21 protein-coding genes are annotated in these 19,277 nt (G+C 69.7%); 2 read left to right on the top strand and 19 right to left on the bottom strand.

Going from position 1 to position 19,277, the window contains the following annotated elements; genetic code table 11:
- Positions 1-76: 76 nt before the first annotated feature.
- The 5 genes from MTAI_RS14975 to MTAI_RS14955 form a co-directional block, all read right to left on the bottom strand.
- Positions 77-499: a type II toxin-antitoxin system VapC family toxin gene (locus tag MTAI_RS14975; protein WP_027883278.1), complete on the bottom strand. Its 423-nt coding sequence runs from the start codon at positions 497-499 to the stop codon at positions 77-79.
- Entirely contained in the window at positions 496-756 is a 261-nt protein-coding gene (locus tag MTAI_RS14970) for a type II toxin-antitoxin system Phd/YefM family antitoxin (protein WP_027883277.1), read from the bottom strand. The genes MTAI_RS14975 and MTAI_RS14970 overlap by 4 nt, the downstream gene beginning before the upstream one ends.
- A gap of 178 nt (positions 757-934) precedes the next feature.
- Positions 935-1,237, bottom strand: a complete 303-nt coding sequence (locus MTAI_RS15120) for a hypothetical protein (RefSeq protein WP_027883276.1) — start codon at positions 1,235-1,237, stop codon at positions 935-937.
- A gap of 6 nt (positions 1,238-1,243) precedes the next feature.
- Positions 1,244-2,281 carry a hypothetical protein gene (locus MTAI_RS14960; RefSeq protein ID WP_027888002.1) on the bottom strand — a complete coding sequence of 346 codons (1,038 nt, stop codon included), beginning with the start codon at positions 2,279-2,281 and terminating at the stop codon, positions 1,244-1,246.
- A gap of 19 nt (positions 2,282-2,300) precedes the next feature.
- Positions 2,301-3,230 carry a hypothetical protein gene (locus MTAI_RS14955; protein WP_187388631.1) on the bottom strand — a complete coding sequence of 310 codons (930 nt, stop codon included), beginning with the start codon at positions 3,228-3,230 and terminating at the stop codon, positions 2,301-2,303.
- Positions 3,231-3,704: 474 nt separating this feature from the next.
- Here MTAI_RS14955 and MTAI_RS14950 point away from each other — a divergent pair, with 474 nt between their 5' ends.
- Positions 3,705-4,808, top strand: a complete 1,104-nt coding sequence (locus MTAI_RS14950; RefSeq protein WP_027888004.1) for an erythromycin esterase family protein — start codon at positions 3,705-3,707, stop codon at positions 4,806-4,808.
- A gap of 686 nt (positions 4,809-5,494) precedes the next feature.
- Entirely contained in the window at positions 5,495-6,499 is a 1,005-nt protein-coding gene (locus tag MTAI_RS14945; RefSeq protein ID WP_051349827.1) for a tyrosine-type recombinase/integrase, read from the top strand.
- A 277-nt stretch (positions 6,500-6,776) separates the two neighbouring features.
- On the opposite strand, the gene MTAI_RS14940 is transcribed toward MTAI_RS14945, so the two are convergent.
- From MTAI_RS14940 to MTAI_RS14875, 14 genes are all read right to left on the bottom strand, one after another.
- Positions 6,777-7,607 (bottom strand): urease accessory protein UreH domain-containing protein, encoded by an 831-nt coding sequence (locus tag MTAI_RS14940; RefSeq protein WP_027888005.1) that lies wholly within the window; start codon positions 7,605-7,607, stop codon positions 6,777-6,779.
- Between the two features lie 119 nt (positions 7,608-7,726).
- Positions 7,727-8,326, bottom strand: a complete 600-nt coding sequence (locus tag MTAI_RS14935) for a QcrA and Rieske domain-containing protein (protein ID WP_027888006.1) — start codon at positions 8,324-8,326, stop codon at positions 7,727-7,729.
- Between the two features lie 114 nt (positions 8,327-8,440).
- Positions 8,441-8,683, bottom strand: a complete 243-nt coding sequence (locus MTAI_RS15115; protein ID WP_150117948.1) for a hypothetical protein — start codon at positions 8,681-8,683, stop codon at positions 8,441-8,443.
- Positions 8,684-9,378: 695 nt separating this feature from the next.
- Positions 9,379-9,630, bottom strand: coding sequence for a glutaredoxin family protein (locus MTAI_RS14925; protein ID WP_027888008.1), 252 nt, complete (start codon positions 9,628-9,630; stop codon positions 9,379-9,381).
- Between the two features lie 3 nt (positions 9,631-9,633).
- Positions 9,634-10,059: a hypothetical protein gene (locus tag MTAI_RS14920; RefSeq protein ID WP_027888009.1), complete on the bottom strand. Its 426-nt coding sequence runs from the start codon at positions 10,057-10,059 to the stop codon at positions 9,634-9,636.
- A 155-nt stretch (positions 10,060-10,214) separates the two neighbouring features.
- Complete coding sequence (locus MTAI_RS14915; RefSeq protein WP_027888010.1) at positions 10,215-12,698, bottom strand: heavy metal translocating P-type ATPase; 2,484 nt, start codon at positions 12,696-12,698, stop codon at positions 10,215-10,217.
- A 109-nt stretch (positions 12,699-12,807) separates the two neighbouring features.
- Positions 12,808-13,098, bottom strand: coding sequence for a metal-sensitive transcriptional regulator (locus MTAI_RS14910; protein ID WP_027888011.1), 291 nt, complete (start codon positions 13,096-13,098; stop codon positions 12,808-12,810).
- 25 nt (positions 13,099-13,123) lie between these two features.
- A complete protein-coding gene (locus MTAI_RS14905; protein WP_027888012.1) occupies positions 13,124-13,324 on the bottom strand; it encodes a CopZ family metallochaperone in 201 nt (66 codons plus the stop codon).
- Positions 13,325-14,085: 761 nt separating this feature from the next.
- Positions 14,086-14,517: a transposase gene (locus MTAI_RS14900; RefSeq protein ID WP_157413585.1), complete on the bottom strand. Its 432-nt coding sequence runs from the start codon at positions 14,515-14,517 to the stop codon at positions 14,086-14,088.
- A gap of 122 nt (positions 14,518-14,639) precedes the next feature.
- Complete coding sequence (locus MTAI_RS14895) at positions 14,640-15,140, bottom strand: winged helix-turn-helix domain-containing protein (protein ID WP_081439958.1); 501 nt, start codon at positions 15,138-15,140, stop codon at positions 14,640-14,642.
- A gap of 265 nt (positions 15,141-15,405) precedes the next feature.
- Positions 15,406-16,284: a prolipoprotein diacylglyceryl transferase gene (locus MTAI_RS14890; protein ID WP_027888537.1), complete on the bottom strand. Its 879-nt coding sequence runs from the start codon at positions 16,282-16,284 to the stop codon at positions 15,406-15,408.
- A 68-nt stretch (positions 16,285-16,352) separates the two neighbouring features.
- Positions 16,353-17,726, bottom strand: a complete 1,374-nt coding sequence (lnt, locus tag MTAI_RS14885; protein ID WP_036197325.1) for an apolipoprotein N-acyltransferase — start codon at positions 17,724-17,726, stop codon at positions 16,353-16,355.
- Positions 17,727-17,808: 82 nt separating this feature from the next.
- Positions 17,809-18,330, bottom strand: coding sequence for an AarF/UbiB family protein (locus MTAI_RS14880; RefSeq protein WP_027888535.1), 522 nt, complete (start codon positions 18,328-18,330; stop codon positions 17,809-17,811).
- The gene (locus MTAI_RS14875; protein WP_081698420.1) at positions 18,314-19,195 is read right to left on the bottom strand and encodes a patatin-like phospholipase family protein; all 882 of its coding nucleotides are present in this window, start codon (positions 19,193-19,195) and stop codon (positions 18,314-18,316) included. Before MTAI_RS14875 ends, MTAI_RS14880 begins: the two co-directional genes overlap by 17 nt.
- Positions 19,196-19,277: the final 82 nt, after the last annotated feature.

Genomic DNA, 19,277 nt, shown 5'->3' with positions numbered 1-19,277 from the left:
GGGTGCGGCTCCACACCCCCGTTATAGCGGGGTCGGGCGGCGGGCCGGGGGGCGGAGGGCGGCGGCCAGAGCGGGGTCAGGCCCCCGCCTCCCAGGGGTTGAGCAGCCGAACGGGCAGGCCCCGGAAGTGGCCGGTGTTGCGGCTGACCAGGGTGAGGCCGTGGCGCAGGGCGGTGGCCGCCAGCAGGGCGTCCAGGGGGGAAAGGGGGCGGCCCTGGTTCAGGGCCTCGCCGGTGAGGGCGCCCCACGTCTCCATGACCCCCGTGTCCAGGGGCAGAATCTGCCCGGCGAAGCGCCGCTTGAGGTCTTCGATCCAGCCTTCCAGGACAGCTCGGCGCGGCTCGGGGGCGCGGACGGCCCCCTGCACCAGCTCGCCCAAGGTGAGAGCGGAAAGGTAGGCTTCCCGCACGGAGAGCCCTTTCAGCCAGGCCGTAACCCTGGGGTCGGGCTGACGCTTGGCCGCCTCGGAGACCACGTTGGTGTCGAGCAGGTAGCTCAAAAGCCCACCTCCCGGTAGCCTGCGCGCGACCGGTCGGAGAGGGCCTCGGCCTCCTCGTCGGAGAGGGGCTCCGGCGGGCGGAGGGCCTCGAGCAGGGGGGTATCCTCGCCGCGAAGGCGGGTGTAGGTCGCCCAGTCCAGCACCACCACCGCGGGCCGGCCCCGCCGGGTCACGGTCTGGGCCTCGCCCTTCAGGGCCTGCTCCACCACCTCGGAGAAGCGGGCCTTGGCCTCCTGAAGCTGCCAGCTGCGTTTCACCCCATCAGTCTAGTCTGACTAGATGGGTTGGTCAAGCCGGACCTCCCCGTGGGGGGAAAGAGGCCCTCGGGCGGGAGGCGGGAGGCGGGAGGCGGGAGCGGGCTTCGCGGCCAGCGGGGGGCGGCATGGCCTCCACCGGCCGGGCGGGAGGGGTTGGGGGTGCTCGAGGCCCCCCCCTTCAGGCCTCCTCCAACGCCTGCTCCAGCCGCTCGCGCAGCCGGGCCACCTCCCCCCGCAGCCCGCCCAGCCCCAGCAGCACCGCCCCCGCCAGCCCCCCCAGCGTGAGCTGGGCCAGCGCCCCCTGCCGCACGGCGGCCAGGGCCTCCTGCCGCGGCAGCGAGCCCTCGGGCAGGGCCCGGGCCGTGGGGGTGAGGTGGCGGTCGGGGAGGGCCAGGGGGGGCAGGGCCAGCAGGGCCACCCCCAGGGCCAGCGACCCCAGGATCTTCAGCAGCAGCGCCTCGAGCTTGCCCAGGTTTCCCATGCCCGCTCACCTCCCCGCGTAGGGGTCGAGCTCGGCGGGGAGCTCGTAGGGGGTGTTGAAGACGTCGAAGTCGTTCTCCTCGGGCAGGAAGCCGGGGAAGTTGAAGCCCTCGGGCATCGGCTCCACCACCCAGTCCGCCGGGCGGTGGCCCTCGCACACCAGCCGCCCCCCCTCCAGCCGCATGGAGATGGGCTCTCGCGGGTAGATGCGCACCCAGCGGCCGTAGAGGGGGTGCCACTCCGCGCGCCAGGAGGCGTAGAGCACGATCTTGAGCGGGCCGTCGGCGGGGGCGACGGCGAAGGCGCCGGAGACCCGATCGGCGTCGGTCCGCCTCCCGGCGTACTTCCCGTTGGCGTACTCGATGAAGGCGGGGTCGCCGACGTCGCCCTCGTAGCCGTAGTACAGCGCGGGGGGGCTGGCGGGGGCCACCGGGGGGTAGTCGGGGTTCCAGTTGCCCGGCTCGACGCCCCACGGCCAGCCCACCCCCGGCTGCAGGCAGAAGGCCCGCGGCAGCCACACGGGGGCGGGGGGCAGGGGGCGGTCCTCGAGGTAGAAGCCGCCCGCGGCCCTGGGGTCGGGCACGCGCTCGAAGGGCAGGTCGGCCTCCTCCACCGCCTGGGTCTTGAGCTCGCCGAGCACCCGGAACTCGGGGGAGCCCCCCGCCCCCTCGACCAGCCCCGCCTCCACCCAGCCCCGCACCCACCGCCCGTCGCGCGCGCGCTTGAGGTAGACCTCCACCGCGCCCCGCTCGGGGGCGCTCATGCACCCGGGCCCCCCGCCCCAGGCCTCGCCCACGAAGCCGGGGGCGTAGACCCAGCTGCGGCCCCAGAAGCGCAGCACCATGACCCCCCGTTCCCCCCAGATGTGGACGCCCAGGAAGCCCCGGCCGCCGCAGCTCACCTCCAGCCGGGTGACGCCGGAGGGGTCGGGCGGGGGCGGGGAGTCCTTCAGGTCGCAGCCCGCCAGCAGCGGCAGGCCGAGCGACAGGGCGAGGAGGGAGGGGCGGCAGGAGCGCAAGGACCGGAGGAAGGACTTGAGCATCATGGGCACCATTCTAGCCACCTCAGGATGAGAGCCCGGCCCGGGCCAGCAGCACCCAGTACGAGGCCAGCAGGCCCAGCCCGGCCAGGGCCTTGTCGCGCCGGCCCCCCCGGCGCAGGGCCAGCCCCGCCGCCAGCAGGGCCGGGGGCAGCGCCACCAGCAGGGCCAGGCCGGGGAGGAAGGAGGCCCCCGCCGCCGCCAGCCCCGCCGCCAGGCCCAAAGCCCCGGGGGAAGGCGGGCGGGCGCGGGGGCGGGGGCGGTCGGGGGCGGGCGGGGGCTCCTGCCCGTGCGCGGGGGGACGATCCCCTTCGGGACCGCTAGGCGGTAGACCCAGCGGACGGTCCCCTTCGGGAAGGCCTGCGGCCGTGCACCAGGGCGGGCGGCCCCCCTCGGGGCGGGCCGCGGTCATGGCCCGCAGGTAGCGCTCCCACACCGCCTCGCATCGCAGCTCCTTGCGCGCGTGGCGCTTCCCCCGCAGGGGGGGAGCCTCCAGGGCGTGCAGCACCCGGCGGGCCAGCCCCTCCCACGCCCCCGCCCCGCCCACGGCGCGGGGGGCGCCCCACTCGTAGCCCCAGTCGTAGCCGGGGAAGGGGTAGAGCAGGGCCCCCAGGGCGTCGGCGCGCTCCTGGTGGGCCGGGAGGTGGGCGTTGAGCAGCAGCAGGTTGCCCGCCAGGGCGGCCTCCGCCGCGGCCAGCGAGAAGGTCTCGGTGCGGCTGGGCGAGGCGAAGAGGTCGGCCAGCCGCAGCAGCTCGAGCACCTCGGAGCGCTCCAGGCGCGCCGCCCCCAGCGCCTCGGAGGTGAAGATGACCTCCTCCCCCGCCGCCAGCCCCGCCGCCCCGGCCAGCCGGGCCAGCTCGGCGCGGGCCAGCGGGGGCAGGACGGCCTCGGCCTCGCGGGCCTTGTCGGCGTCGATGCCGGCGTGGGCGTCGTGGGGGTCTTCGTAGGTGTGCACGCGGGCTCCTCCTGGGGGTTGGGTTCTTCGGGGGTTGCCCCCGGCCTGGGTTGGGTTCTTCCGAATTATCTCCAAGGCCGGGGTGTTTTAAAGCGATCCGCACCACTCTTGCCGGCACCTCCCCCACCCCAGCGCCTTGCGGCGGTCGGGCGGCCGTAGGGCAGCGCGCCGCAGAGGCGGTCACGGCGGGCGGCCATGACGCCCACCCGTGCGCACGACCCGGTGGCGGTGACGAAGGGAGTGGCGCCGGCCTGGGGGCTCCCGGAGCTGCAGGCGGTGGAAGCCAGGCGCGGCTGGGGTCGCGCCTCGCGGCGAGCCTCCCCCGGCCCCGCTGTACCTGTGCCTCGAGGGCGTCGAGGTCGGGCCCGGCGGCCGGGGTGTCCGGGGTTGTGTAGAATGGCTACGAGGTGATCGGGTGTTGAACGCGGGGAAGTGGCCGCCGGCCGGGCACACCCGGGGGACCGCGGAGGGCGGGTGACCTGGGGCCGGGGGGCCTCGAGGTGGCTGCGGCCGCTCTGGAGGCTGGTGCGCTTCCTGTCGTCGCTCCGGGGCTTCCTGCTCCTGTGCGCCCTGGCGCTGCTGGCCGCGCTGGCGCTCGACCTCGCCAACCGGCCCGTCGTCGCCCAGCTCCGGGGCGAGGCCCACCCCGTCAGCGGTTCGCCTACCGCGCTCAGCCCGGCCGACAAGGCCTACCTCCGCCGGCTGGTCGGGAACGCGCGGGTGGTGGGGCTGGGCGAGGGGTCGCACGGCACCAAGGAGATCTTCGAGTACAAAGCCTCCATCATCCGCTTCCTGGTCGAGGAGATGGGCTTCAGCGTGCTGGGGATGGAGGCGCCTGACGACCCCGTCGCCAACGGCATCGTCCAGGCCGGCCTGCCCGACGCGGGCGAGCTGGCGGCGCGGAACATGTTCCCCGGCACCCGGGAGCTCGCCGGGCTGCTGGGGTGGATGGCCCGCTACCGCCAGCAGCACCCCGACCGCCCCCTCGACCTCTTCGGCTTCGACGCGGCCTTCGATCAGCCCAGCTGGATTCCACGGTTCATCATCCTGGACGACGGCACCCGGGACCGGCTCATGGCCGAGACCATCATCACGGTGCTGGAGAAGGAGTACCCCGGACGCAAGGCCGTCCTCTGGGCGCACAACGGCCACGTCGCCTTCCCCGAGCGGGCCATCTACCCCTTGCGCGGGTCCCCGATGGGCTGGTACCTGCGTCAGCGCTACGGCGGCGGCTACTTCGCCCTGGCCACCACCTTCTACTCCGGGCGGGTGCTGGCCATGTGGCCCCAACTACCCGGGGTCGGCCAGGAGCGGGTGGCCATGCCCATCTTCCCCACCCTCCCCGGCACCGCCGACTCCGCTTTCCACCGGGCCTTCGGCGGGGACTTCCTGCTCGACCTGCGCGCCGTCCGGCCTGATAGCCCGTTGGGGCGCTGGCTGCGGCGGCCCCAGCTCATCAAGGCCATCGGGTCGAGTTACGTTCCTCTCCTGCTCGGCTCGAGCCCGGCCACCCTCCCCGACTACTTCGACGCCCTGCTCTTCGTCGACAAGACCACCGCGGCCGAGCCCCTACGGTGAAGCAGCAAGCAGGGCCGTGGGCGAGTGGGAAAGTTCGGTACCGGGGTACCACGCCAGGGAATGGGTGACCGCACGGCGCAGGTGTGCCAGAAGAACTTGCAGCGGGGTGGGCGTCCTGCCCTGCCCCTCCGCCACGACCTACCCCAGGGAGTGGAGGCCGAGGCTCGAGCCTCCGATTCCGGCGTCCCTACCCCCCAAAACCTCCACCTAGCCCGGTGTCCAACCCTGGGCCCCTCCGCGGAGGGGCCTTGCTTTTCGTTTTATGCGGTCGGCGGTCTCGAGCCCGTCCTGGACAGCGTTTTTATCTGGGATAGGTCCAGAAATCGATAACTCGGACCCAATCCTGATAACAGTAAAGCCGTGGAGAGATCGGTGGGGGTTCGAGGGGCAGCTCGGGGGCAGTGGGCAGAGGGCGGATAGCTCGAGGCCACCCCCTGACCACTGTCCGGCACCCGGCTCGACGGCCTCGAGGCGAAAACCCCCAAACCTCAAAACCCCACAGGGGGTTCGGGGTGTCCAACAGGCGGCGAGCGCCCGGTTCCTATACCGGCGTACAGACAGTGCCCGAGGCAGGATCGGCCCCGGGTGTAACCCCACAGCTTAGTAGGGGGCCAGGCCCTTCCCTGGGGTGCTTAAGAATTTTTATGGAAATCGGCATTTCCATAAACTTATGCTAGGATGGCCGCATGGACGATCCCCTGCTGGGACGGGCAAAGCCCACACACCGGGTGGACCCCCTCCCCCGCCCTGCCCCCCTCGACCCGGCGCTGGAGGAGCGCCTGGAGGCCTTCGCCCGCTACCTACGCCTGGAGAAGGGCCACGCCCCCCGGGGCGTGGAGAAGTACCTGCGCGACGTGCGGGCCTGGCACCGTTTCCTCGAGCGGCGCGGCCTGGGGGAGACCCCCGAGGCGGTGCGGGCCCTGCTGGAGGAGCGCTCCCCCGGGCCGAGGCGGGCGCGGGCCCTGCTGGCGGCCCTGCGCACCTACTGCCGCTGGCGCCGGCGGGTGCGCGGCGAGGCGGTCGAGGACGTGACTGAGCCCGTCGCCCGCCCCAGGGCCGGCGCCCGGCTGGCGGTGCACCCCGAGCGCGCCGAGCTCGCGCGCTTCCTCGAGGCCCTGCAGGGCGAGCCCGAGGAGGGCCTGCTGCGCCGGCTGGCCCTGTTCCTCTACGGCACCGGGCTGCGCATCTCCGAGGCGCTCTCCCTCCGCCGGCGCGACCTGGTGACGGAGGGCAGATTCCCTTCGGGACCGGCGGACGCCGGTACGCCTGAGGGCGGGGCCCCGGCGGCGGTGCGGGTGGTGGGCAAGGGCGACAAGGAGCGCCTGGTCCCCCTCTCCCCCGCCGCGCGGCGGGCGCTGGCGGGCTGCGGGGCCGACCGCCTCTTCGTCTTCGAGGCCCGGGGGCCGGGCCGGCGGGTGGGCAAGGTCCCCACCGCCACCTGGGTGCTGCTGCGCTTCCGGGCGGCGGCCGTGCGGGCCGGGCTGGACCCCCGGCGCTTCACCCCCCACAAGTTCCGCCACGCCTTCGGCACCGCCCTGGTCGAGGAGGGGGTGCCGGTGGACGCGGTCAAGGAGCTGCTGGGCCACGCCTCGATCGCCACCACCCAGGTCTACCTCCACGCCTCCGCCCGCCGCCTGCGGCAGGCCGTGCAGAAGCTGCCCGAGGTGGGGCCGGGCCAGGACGAAGGGTGAGCGGGCCGGGGGGAGGCACTGGAGGCTGCCTTGCGCGGGAAGGCCCCGCCCGAAGAACCCCTGGCTCCCCCGCTGCAGACGTGGGGCTAAGGCCCGGCACCTCCCGCGGCGGGACACGCCGTTGCGCCCACGTTGCGCCCGGCGCGTAGGGTGGGAGTGTGCAGGCCTCCACGCTGTGCCTCCAGGGCGGGGCCTGCACCTGCTTATGCTCCTGCCCGGGGCGCTCGCCACTCCGAGAGCTCCGCAGCCCTGGCGCCGGTGCTGTTGTAGGTCGGCTTTACAAGAACCAGTACACGAGGGTGTCGTAGAGCCCTGCCACGACCAGGACGACCCCGCTGGCGAGGTTCAGCCGGCGCCCGCCGCGGCGCATCTCGCCCAGCACCTCGCCTTTGGGCTTGCCCCGGTCGAGCAGGGCCAGGATGAGCAGCACCGGCACGGCCGTGCCCAGGGCGAAGAGGGCCGGGAACACCAGCCCCGCCCTCGAGGCCACCGCCGCGGGCAGCATCGCCCCGAAGAACAGGAAGAACATGGTGGGGCAGAAGGCCAGCCCGAAAGCCGCGCCCAGGGTGAAAGCGCCGAGACTGCCGCCCCTGGCCCGGGCCCAGTCTCCCAGCCGGCCCGGCCCCAGGCTCGGGCCCGGCAGGCGGATCAGCCCCAGCAGCAGGAAGCCCATCAGCACCATCAGCGGCCCCAGCACCCGGCGGACGCCGGTGAAGAGCGCCCCGGGCGCGGTGAAAGTGCCCCCGAAGACCCAGACTGCGACACCTGCCAGCGCCAGGTAGACCAGCGCCTTGCCCAGCAAGAACCAGCCCACCCGCTTCCAGGCCGAACCCTGGGCCTCGAGCGCGTCCCGGGCCAACCAGGAGAGGGCGGCGGCATTGGTGGAAAGCTGGCAGGGGGCGAGGGCCCCCAGCAAGCCCAGCAGGAACGCGCTCAACAGGGGGATCCCCAGCCCGAGCCGCAGGGTGTTGATGGGTTCGGCCAGCCAGGCGTAGGGCTGGCTGGCCAGGGCATAGAGGCTCGGGGCCAGCGCCGCCAGCGGCGCGCCGAACAGCACCAGGGCCAGCCCCAACCCCGCCAGCAGCCCCCAACCCAGATAAGGCGCCACCGCCGCGGGGTTTCCCGGGTTCGAACCCCCCAGGGTCCTCGGGAACCTGCGCCCGGATTTCGGGCCGGGGGTGCTGCTGCCCGGCGGCTCAGGCGGGATCTTGGCCATGGGGTCTCCCTTTAGGTCGGCGGCCCCACCGGGCCCTGGAATTCCCCGGCCACCACCAGGACGCCGTCCTCGACGCGGATCGGCAGTTGTGGAAGCGGTTTAGGGGCAACAACCAGGGCCTTCGCGCGGTCCCTCGGGTCGTACTGGGCTCCGTGGCAAGGGCAGAAGAGCAACTGCTTGTCAGCGATCCAGTTGCTCACGATGCACCCCAGGTGCGTGCAGACCCCCGAGTAGGCCACGACGCCCCCGGCGGCGTGCCTGGCGGTCTCGGCGGTGAGCGAGGCGGCCTCGAGCCGGAGCAGCAGCAGGGTGTTGGCCGGCTCCTCACCCTTGACCACCCGGGTCTGCGGGTTCATGGGATAGGCGATGACCTGGCGCTGGCCCGGCTCCAGATCGGACGCGTTGACCGGCTGCCCGGCCCTATCGCCCTGGGCGTAGACGATCAGGTCCCCCGGGGCCACGGGCTCCCGCTCCGGGGTGACCTGCTCCTGCGGAACCAGCCCGGCCCCTACGTACAGCGCGGAGAGCAGGGCGGCTCCGCCCCCCGTCGCCACAGCTGCCTGCAGGACAGCCCGGCGATGGACGTACGCTTTGAGTTCGCTCACTTCCATAGCTGACACCTCACTTGCTCCGCCACACCCGGGCTCGGTCATCGACCCAGAGCAACTGGCCTCGCCCGGGAGCAAAGCCCGCCAGGCCGCGCCGACGAAGGGCCAGCCGCCCCATCACACCACTGGGGTCGCCAGCAGGAAGCCCCACAGCCCTACCGAAAGGCCGAAGGGCGGCATGTCGGGGAAGCCCAGCGCCCCGCCGATGGGCGAGAAGATCACGACGGGGATGGTTAGGGCCAGCGAGATCAGGAAGCGCCGCAGCATGTCGTCAGGGCTGCTGTGGCCGGCGTGCTCGTCGTGGGCAGTGTGGCCCACCCCAGCGTGATCAGGCCGGATCTCAGGAGCCGTGTGCCCCATCGCGGCATGGTCGTGTACGGGGGCGGAGTGCTGGGCTAAAGCGTGGTGGCCCGTCGAAGCGGGATCGTGGCCATGCCCCTCGTGTCCGAGGCTGGGATGGCCGGGTTGGGCGGTGGAGGGCACGCAATCTCTGCAGTCGCAGTCGTAGCCTGCCTGCTTCAAGCGCTTGCGGATGGCCGCCTCGTCGGTTCGCGCGGGGTCGTAGCTGAGGTGGGCGACGGCCGTGGTCCGGTCGAGGTGGACCTGCTGGACACCCGGAAACTGTGCGAGGAAGGCCTCGACGTCCGCCAGCTCGCTGGCGTCGTAACAGTTCTTGAACGACACCTCCAGAACGGGCCAGCGAGGGCTCGAGTGGGCAGCGTGGGTCTCCATAGACACATGTTCCCCGACTTGGGTTAAGCCAGTGTAAAGCCCCGATTGCCGGACTCAAGCTCGGGCGGAGCCTTCAAGACATGCGTCTCAGCTCGGACGCATTCTCGTCTTCACCGTGCGGCCCGTGTCCAAGAGGGGGGTCGTTCTGCAAGAACCGAGAAGCCCCGGACTTCCGGCCCTGGGGGGGCGTCACCCTAAGTCGCGCTACAGTGAGCCTGCAAAATGAGCATTTTGACAGACCCGCTATGGCGCTCCAATTCTTCTCCCGAGCATGCCTGCGAGGGTCGCTCAGGATGGCTTTTGACAAAGCCACCTCGAGCAACTTAAGGCTGGATCCCGACCGCCTGGAGCCAGGCCCTGAGCCTGGCCACGGAGAAACCGCTGAACGAAGCCGCCTGTCCGGCATACACCAAAGTGGGCACGCTGCGACGCCCGTTGTTGAGGGTCAATACCTCCTGCTCGGCTTCAGGGTGCTGGTCGATGTTGATCTCTCGGTAGGGAAGGTTGAAGGTAGCCAGCGCCTGTTTGAGGGCTTTGCAGTCCCCGCACCACGGGGTCGAGTAGAGGATCAGCACAGCCTACCCCGCCGGCTTTATGGCCTCGGCTATGGCCTGGATCAGTTCTTCCTTGCGCTCGTAGGAAGGTCGCAGGTAGACGTGGGTCTCGTGTAGCCAGTCGTGAACGGCGGCGATTTCAGTGCCGTTGGGTAGTTTGAGGTGGGGGTAAGCCCCGTACTCCATGGTCATCCCGAAACGCTCGGCCACCGCTTCGAGGGCCTCCACCTTCTCCAGCGTCCAACGGGTGGCGAAAGGCAGCAGGAAGGCGGGCTTGCCGCAGGAGCCGCCAAGCCCAAGCATCTGGAAGCCGCCCACCAGGGGGGCGCTGTACTTGGCCTGGGAACGGGCCACGAAGGCCTGGCGGTCTTTGACCTTATCTTTGCTGGTCTTGAGGCCGGCCACAAACAGGCCGAGGGACTTGTCCTTCTCTTGGGTTATTTCGCTCATACTTCCTCCTGTCTTGGGAGACAAGTGCATCCCCGTACGAACAGAACACGCAATGATCCCCAGGTCTGGGTTTGAGCCACACGCGCTCGAGAGGCGCTAGCCGATGTCCGCAGGCATGGTAGATTTCTGCGCCGCATTGCAGGCAGCGGCACCGCCTAAGCAGGGACAGCCTGGGGGCTGGGCTGAGGCAGCGGGTTCTCGGCCTTCAGCGGGGGCTGGAAGCCGCGCAGGCGCAGGGCGTTGGAGAGGACGAAGACCGAGGAGAGGCCCATCGCGGCACCGGCCAGCACCGGCGAGAGCAGCCAGCCGCCCAGGGGGTAGAGCACGCCCGCGGCCACCGGGATCAGCACGACGTTGTAGGCGAAGGCCCAGAAGAGGTTGAGCTTGATGTTCTTGAGGGTGGCCCTCGAGAGGGCGATGGCGTTGGGCACCCCGCGCAGGTCGCCCGACATCAGGATCACGTCGGCGGTCTCGATGGCGACGTCGGTGCCGGTGCCGATGGCGAGGCCCACGTCGGCCTGGGCCAGGGCCGGGGCGTCGTTGATGCCGTCGCCCACGAAGGCGACGCGGTAGCCCTTGCCCTGGAGCTGCTTCACCGCGTCGGCCTTGCCCTCGGGCAGGACCTCGGCCAGCACCTCGTCGATGCCGAGCTGCCGGGCGATTGAGCGGGCGGTGCGCCGGTTGTCGCCGGTGATCATCGCCACCTTGAAGCCCTGGCGGTGCAGGGCGGCGATGGCCTCGGGGGTCCCCTCCTTGACCGGGTCGGAGACCGCGACGACGGCGGCCAGCTTGCCGCCCACGGCCGCGTAGAGGGGGGTCTTGCCCTCGTCGGCCAGGCGCTGGGCCTCGGCGGCGAAGGGGCTCACGTCGACGCCCAGTTGGGCCATGTACCGGTCCGCCCCCACGTCCACGCGGTAGATCCCCACCTGCCCGCTCACCCCGAAGCCGGGGAGGGCCTCGAAGTCCTGGGGCTCGAGCAGCTCCAGCCCCCGAGCCCGCGCCTCCTTCACGACGGCCCGGGCGATGGGGTGCTCGGACTTCTGCTCGAGCGAGGCCACCAGGCGCAGCACCTCGGCCTCGTCGAAGCCCCCGGGTACCCGCAGGTCGGTGAGCTCGGGCTTGCCCTTGGTGAGGGTGCCGGTCTTGTCGAGGGCGATCACCTGGGCTTCCTGCAGGGTCTGCAAGGCTTCACCCTTGCGGAAGAGCACGCCCATCTCGGCGGCTTTGCCGGTGCCCACCATGATGCTGGTGGGGGTCGCCAGGCCCATCGCGCAGGGGCAGGCGATGATCAGCACCGCGACGGTGTTGACCAGGGCGTAGCTGACGGCGGCCTCACCCCCGAAGAGCAGCCAGACGACGGCCGTGAGCGCGGCGATCCCCAGCACGACGGGGGTGAACACCGCTACCACCCGGTCGGCCAGGCCCTGGATGGGCGGCTTGGAGCCCTGGGCCGTCTCGACCAGTTTGATGATCTGGGCCAGCACGGTGTCCGCGCCCACGGCGGTGGCCCGGAAGGTGAAGGCGCCGTTCTGGTTGATGGTCCCGCCCACCACCTTCGCGCCCTCGCCCTTGGCGACGGGGACGGGCTCGCCGGTGATCATCGACTCGTCGACGTAGCTCTGGCCCGAGATCACCACCCCGTCCACCGGGACCTTCTCCCCCGGGCGCACCGCGACCACGTCGCCGGGCAGCACCTCGTCCACCGCGACTTCCAGCTCCCCCCCGGCCCGGATCACCCGCGCGGTCTTGGCCTGCAGGCCCAGCAGCTTCTTCATGGCCTGGCTGGTGCGGCCCTTGGCGATGGCCTCGAGGTACTTGCCCAGCAGGATCAGCGTGATCACCACCCCCGCCGCCTCGAAGTAGACGTGGCGGGCCTGCTCGGGCAGCAGGCCGGGGGCCAGGCTCATCAACACGGTGACGGCGGTGCTGTACCAGAAGGCCGCCCCCGTGCCGATCATCACCAGGCTGTTCATGTCCGGGGAGAGGGAGCGCAGGGCCTTCCAGCCCAGCCGGAGGAAACGTGCCCCGGCCACGAAGTAGACGGGCACGGTGAGGGCGAGCATCACCCAGTTCCACGCCTCCATCGGGGCGAGGGAAGTGAGGAACATGTGCGCCGGCATCCACACCATCCCCACCATCGCGATCAGGGTGAGGGGGACCGCGAAGGCCGCGGCCAGCAGGGTCATGCCGCGCAGGTGGGCGATCTCCTTCTCCCGCGCCTGGCGCTCTACGTCGGCCCGGTCCTGCCCGGCACTGGCCTCGAGCACCCCGTACCCGGCCTCGCGCACGGCCCGCTTGAGCTGGGCGACGCCGGTCGAGGCGGGGAGGTAGCGCACCGTGGCCCGCTCGGTGGCGAGGTTAACGCTTGAGCTGAGCACCCCGTCGAGCTTCTTCAGGGCGCGCTCGACCCGCCCCACGCAGGCCGCGCAGGTCATGCCCGTGACGCCCAGCTCGGCCTCGGCCACCACCGGGGTATAGCCCACCTCCTTGATCTTCTCGACCAGGGCCTGGGGTGTGGTCGTGGCGGGGTCGTAGGCGACGCTGGCGTTTTCGGTCGCCAGGTTGACCGAGGCCGCCTCGACCCCCTCGACCTTCTTGAGCCCGCGCTCGACCCGGCCCGCGCAGGCCGCGCAGGTCATGCCCTGGACGCCGATTTGCAGTTCTTTCACATTGCCTCCCGACGCACCCCTCCTGGGGAGGGGATGGCTGAGAAAAGGTGGCCCGACGGGTTCATCGGGCCACGCGGGGCTAACGGTACTTCAGCACTTCCATCAGTTCTTCTACCAGCGTATCGGCGTCGCCGCGCTGGGCCGCGCTGACCACGTGGTGCCTCAGGTGGCTTTGCAGCACCGTGTCGCCCACCTTGTCCAAGGCGCCCTGCACGGCCTTGATCTGCTTGAGCACGTCCACGCAGTAGGGTTCACCCTCGAGCATCTTGAGGATGCCCTCGACGTGACCCTTGACCGACAGCAGCCGCCGCCGGGCGTCCTCACGGACGCGGGGCTCGAGATGGAGGGTATGTTCTTGAACCAGGCTCATCGCTTCTCCTGACCTTCCCGGCCGGCTACCGCGCCACCTGGGCGCTGTAACCTTCTTCCTGTACGGCCTCGATCAACCGGTCCACCGGGGCGTCGCCCTCGACCACCGCGCGCCCCTGGTCCAGGAAAACCTCCACCTTCTGTACGCCCGGGACACTCTTCAGCGCCTTCTCGACGGAGATCTTGCAGTGGCCGCAGCTCATGCCTTCGACTTTAAGTTCGGTCATCGGGTCTCCCTTAATCCACCCCCCCGGGGGTGGGTCGCTTTAGATTATCAAGCCCAGGTTTGAGCTGTCAACCCCACCCCCCGGGGGGTGGGGTTGACAGGGCCGGGCAACCGACCCGCCCCTGACCCGGGGTCGGTCGCGGCCCGTTGCCGCGACCTCCGGGCCTCAGGGGGTGACCGCGACAAGCACCGTCAGCCCGCGAGACACCGCGGCACGGCGGTGACGACGGCCCGTGCAGCGTCCGGCGGCGGATGTTCTCGTCCGGTCCTGAGGATAAAGGCGGGCTTTACACAGGCTTAACCTCGCCGGCCTACGCTAGGTCTTGAGGTAAAAAACATGAGAAAGAGAATTCTTACTCCGATGTTGGTATTGTCCATGCTGCTTTTCACTTCCGGCTTCGCTCAAGACATGCCCAGCCCCGGAGGGGGGCCGGACTTCGGCAAACACGTCTCCGGCATGGCCCCCGAGCATCCGCGTGAGCACGGGGCCCAGTTCGGAGCTTGCGTCAGCAGCATGGCTCGAGGGGAAGGTTGCGTCCATTAGGCCCCCTGACCAACCGCTTCTCCGTGTCGCCCCCGCCCACCTCGTGGGGCTTTGGCCCCTGCGCGCCCTCGGGGAGCGACGGCACGGGCAGTGTAGAGCAGCCTTCTCGAAGTTTTTTCCAGCCGGAATGACCTCCGTGTCGTCGATAGCAACGTCGTGGCCGTGCGGCGGAGGGGGCGACTTTCGACAAAGTCGCCCTGGAGAAACTTATACCAACTCTACGACGAGGTGACACATAAAGCCTCTTGAATCCAAGGCCAAAAGCAAAGCCGCTTGACCCTAGTTGGATCAGCCGCAAGCTGGGTGAGGAACTCCTCGGCAGCCAGGCGTTTGTGTTCCAGCGAAGGGTACACTTTGCCTTCAATGGCCCGCCTGACCTCCTCAAACACCCGCTCGGCAGGATTGAGCTCGGGCGAATAGGCCGGTTGAAGGATACGACTCCCCGCTAGCTCGGATAGGCTACGACCCCGATGAACCCCCGCCCCATCCCAAACGTTGATGGCTAACCCCCATTGCTCCAGCACCGGTTTGAGGTGTTCTTGCTTCAGGCGGGGAATCCAACCCCACCTCAACTGACCGATGGCCGGTATCACCGCCAGCAGCAGGTAGGCATACTGGTATGCCCGCTGTACCGTTTGAACGACCTTCACCCCCCGAGGCGCCAGCACCCGTCGAACTTGACCCAGCAGTCCCAACCGCAGCTCATCGCTAAACCCAATCCGGCCCAGAGCCTCCCCCAGGGTCTGACCCCCTCGGTGGAGCTGCTCGGCTATCAGGGCTTTGAGCCCCCCTTTTTCCAGCGCGCTTGCGCTGCCGCATCGGCCTTGGCAGCACTCGGTCGCGGTACTTTGGGGTGAATCTTCCATCGAGCCATCAGCCCATAGAGGCCTTTATAGCTGTACTGCACCCCAAAGCGTTGTTGCACCCACTGCCGCGCTTCTTCGTAGGTGCGAAAGCTTCCTTGGGCACTCTCGGCTCGCAGTTCCAGTTGTTGGTCTTGATCCAACCAGGCTCGACTGACCTTGACCCCCCAGCCCGGTACGCGCTTCAACACCTCCTGCAATCCCCCGGCCCGATACCAAGCCAGCCACCGGTTGAGGGTTTTACGTCCAATCCCCACTTCTTTGGCCGCATCCTGTGCAGCTTTGCCTCGACGTACCAGCCACATCGCCTGCAGCCGTTTACGTCGTTCCAGGTGCTTCTCCCGTCTATACTGTGCCTCCAGCTCCTCTGCGCTTTCAGTCCAATCGATTGGGGCAATCCTACGACCCATTCCCCAATCCTACTATAGGTGTCACCTCGAGGGAGATTTGGTATTAGCACCCCACACCCCTCGTACCGGATTCGGTCAGCCCGCCGCGGTTCGACACCGGACTCACCCGGCCGGGGGACGCGGGTTTCGCCGGGCGCGGTGAGGGGCGTGCCCCGGGGCTCAGAAGGATGGCCTCTCGGGTTTTGGCGCGAGGGTGGCCATCTTCTTGAATCCCGTATAAGAGGTTAGCCTCATGGGTGTTCCAACGCGGCCGAAGTGCTGGCCTTCACCCTCGGGAGGTTACCCAAGCCGTGACCCGCGTGCCTTCCGGAGGCTTTCGCTTCAACCGCCTAAGCATCCAAATTGCCAGCAGGATGAGCGGTACGGAGAAAAGCTGGGTAGCGGTGAAGAAGCCAATGCCCAGTTGGTTGTTCTGGTACGCCGACAGCCACAGGGGGTTGAGCCGGAAGGGCTCCTCGAGCACCGAGCGCAACAGGCTGTACCACAGCACGAACTGCCAGAAGGCGTAGCCGAATGGCCGCCCAGGGCGCAGCCAGAACCCTGTCGCGACCAGCAACGCCAGCCCGATGACCGCGCCGTAGATCTGGGTCAGGTGCAACGGCCCCATCACCACCGGCCCCGCGCAGGCCCCGTACGCCAGGTCGAAGGTGCTGGTACAGACGCCGGGGAAGCCCGAACCCTGTGGGAAGGTATAGCCGATGGGCAGGGTGGTGAGCCGCCCGGCACTGTCCCAGGCGCTCAAGAAATTGCCGATACGCCCGCCGATGATGCCCAGCGCCACCCCAGGAAGGGCGGCCTCGAGGTAGGGGTAAAAGGGCAGGCCGTGGCGCCTGTGGTAATACCAGAAGGCCAGTAGCCCCCCGGCCATGCCGCCGTGGAACGAAAGCCCCCCGCGCCAGACCTCCAGCACCGACCACGGGCTGGCGAGAAAGGCATCCGGGTTGGTGATCACGTAAGCCACCCGGGCCCCCACCACCCCCCACAGCACCGCCCAGAAGGCTGTCCGCTCGAAATTAGCCGGGTCGTGGCCCCAGCGCCGGAGCAGGCGTTTAGCGACCTCCACCCCCACGAGAATCGCCAGCACGATGAGGAGTCCGTGCCAGCTTATGAACAAAGGGCCGAGTTTGATTCCCGCAGTGTCCATGACTGTACCCCTCGAGGGTTGTAGGGTTTGTGCCACCCCTTCGCCCGCTCGAGGCTACCCCGCCCCGGTTAAGCCTGCGTAAAAGACCCCGGGCTCTTCCGGAACGTCAGGGTGGTCCGGCGCGATCCCGCCAGGAAGAGCAGCGCTGCCACCGCCACCGCCCAGTCCCCGAAGCGACTGTAGGGCGTGGCGTAGTCCTGTTGGCGGTAGGGCGCTTGGAGGAACCCCGGCTGTGAACGGGGGATGCTCGCCACCACCCGGCCGGAGGGGTCGATAGAAGCGCTCACCCCGTCGTTCCCGGCCCGCAGCAGCCACCGCCCGGTCTCGACGGCCCGCAGCCGGCCCATCTGGAAGTGTTGAAGGGCACCGAAGCTAGGACCGAACCAGGCGTCGTTGGAGACGTTGACGAGCAGCCGGGCGCCGCCTCGCGCCTGGGCGCGGGCCACCTCCGGGAACACCGACTCGTAGCAGATGTAGGCGCCGTAGTCCACAGCAGGTCGACCGGCGTCGCCCGGCCGGGTGTCGGTCAGATTGCCCAGGCCCAGGGCCTGGAAAAAGAAGCCGTACACCCCTCCCAGCACGCCGCGCCAGGGGAAGAACTCCCCGAAGGGGACCAGGCGGCTCTTATCGTAGCTGGCGACGGCCACCCCGTCTTTCACCAGGACGACCCGGTTACGGTAGCCTTCATCCCAGGCCGGGATGCCGCTCACCAGCTCGCGCCCGCCCAGCACCGCCTCCGCCTCCGGGGGGATCTGCCGCACGGCCGTCTCGGGCCAGACCACCAGATCGGTCCGGGGGTACTTCGCGAGCCCCTGACGGGTCAGCTCGAGGTAGCGCCCCTCAGACGCGGTCCCCCTGAGCTTGTCGAGGGGAGGAACAGCCCCCTGCACGATCAGCGCGTACCGGTCGGGGTCGGCTGGCGGCAAGGGCAACACCCACAGCAAAGCCCACCCTGCCAAAAGCCAGTACCGCTGCCGCCCGAGGGCGACCGCGAACCCCAGGACCACCAACGAGAGCAGGTAGACCCCGCCCAGGCCGGCCAGTACCCGCCCCGGCGCCTCCACGAGCGCGTAGCCGACGAAGCCCCAGGGGAAGGCCAGGGGCCCGAGGCTGGTGAGGTACTCCAGCACCACCCAGCCCCCTAGCCGGGCCACCGGGCGGCCCCGGGTCAGCCCGAACAGAACCCCCCAGCTCAGTGCCTTGAGCACGATCAGGGGCACGAACGGCACGGCCCCCAGAGGGGTGCCGAAGAGCTGGGCGAAGCTTTGAGGGAGCCACACCAGGTGTAAGGCCCAAAACCCCAACCCAGCGAAGAAGCCTTCCCTGAAGCCCCCGGCTCGCAGCAGCACTGCGAGGGGAACCGGGGCCAGGAAGCCGAGCTGAAACGGGGGGAGCGCGAAAGCCAGACCCACCCCGGCTGCCGTGGCAAGCGCCCACCCCATCACCCCGCCTATGGTGGGGAGGTGATGTTAAGCCTGTATAAAACCTGGGCCATGGATAGATTCGCGCGAGCCTTGGAGAAACTTATACGGGACTCAGAAAGACGACCGTCCTTTTGCACCAAAACCCGAGAGGCCATCTTTTCGAACCCCGGTGCACGCCCCAGTGCACCTGCCCGACGGAGGCTGCGGCCAGTGGTTCGAGCTCGAGGTGGGCGAAGACCTCCTCAGGGGGGCGGCCCAGCTCGCGCCCGAGCCTGAGCCAGACCCGCGGCCAGGGTACGGGCGGCACCCGCTCCTGCAACTTGGCCAGTTCCTCCGACCAGTCCGGGGGCACTAGATCGGGCCGGGTGGAGAGCACCTGCCCCAGTTTGACGGGGGTGGGGCCGAGGTCTTCCGACGCCATGCGCAGGCGGTCGGCGCGGGTGTAAGACTCGAGCCTCCTGCGATGGCCGAAAAGGCCTCGATTGAAGGGCAGATAGTGCCCCAGACCCAGTTCCATCGCCAGATAGCCCAGTCCGTGGCGGGCCAGCGCGGCAGCGATCTGGCGGCAGCGGTGCAGGAGAGCGACACGGGAGAGGATCGTGAGATCAGGTCGACACGGCATCGGCTCCGAGCAGCTCGTGCAGGCGGGGCAGCGCCGTTCGCACCGCCCGGATACCTGCTGCGACGCAGACCGCCTTGTGAGTGAAGTCAAGGGTATCGATCGGGAAGGGAAAACGGGGTTCCAGCACCAGGTCGGCCTCGGCAAAACGCACATGCGCGTGCTGGTGGTGACAGACCTCCAGCGCCCGCATCAGGGTTTGTAGGCCATTGCGCGGGGACCGCCCGCTTCGGGACCCGTGGGGATTGACCGCGATGACCAGCAAAGACCCTGAACCCCGCATCAACTCACGAGCCACGTCAATGGGGGCGATATCGGCATAGGCTCCATCGGCCAGGAGTTTCCCATCCCGCTCCAGGGGCGGCAGGATTCCGGCCAGGGCGGCACTGGCATAGAGGGCATCGGCCGCCAGGCCCTCGCGCAGCACTACCCGCTCCGCCGTGATCAGGTCGCTGGCGACGGCGGCTACCGGGATACGGGACTCCTCGAGTTCGCGTCCCAGGGTGAGTTGCCGCAGCAGCGCCCGACCATAGGGCAAGGCCCTCTGCCCCATGCCCCAGCCCACCAGCAAGCTCCAGGCAGCCTGGAAATAGGTGGGTAGTAGGCGTAGCCGTTCGCGCAAGGCGGCACTCCGTGGAGCAGGTGGTTCGGGGAAGTCGGTGGTGTCCATGTGCAACAGCGCCCCGTACCAGTCCGGGTTGAGGCCATAGGTAACCCCGACGATGGCCCCCATCGAGACCCCCACGATGGCGCTGGGGTAGTAGCCATAGTGCTCGAGGGCGTGGATCACCCCAGCATGAGCCAGCCCCCTTGCTCCGCCACCGGAAAGCACCAGGGCGAAGGGAAGGTGAGTACGAGACTGTTGCATGAGCCATCCCCTAGCGTAGTACCCCCCACAGCAATAACAAAACCCCCCCCAACCCCAAGCCAAACGCGTAGAGGCGAACGTA

Source organism: Meiothermus taiwanensis WR-220 (genome assembly GCF_003568585.1).
In the GTDB taxonomy this organism is placed as follows: domain Bacteria; phylum Deinococcota; class Deinococci; order Deinococcales; family Thermaceae; genus Meiothermus; species Meiothermus taiwanensis.
The sequence above is the reverse complement of the archived record's forward strand: the minus strand, read 5'-3'. Positions and strand labels throughout refer to the sequence as shown.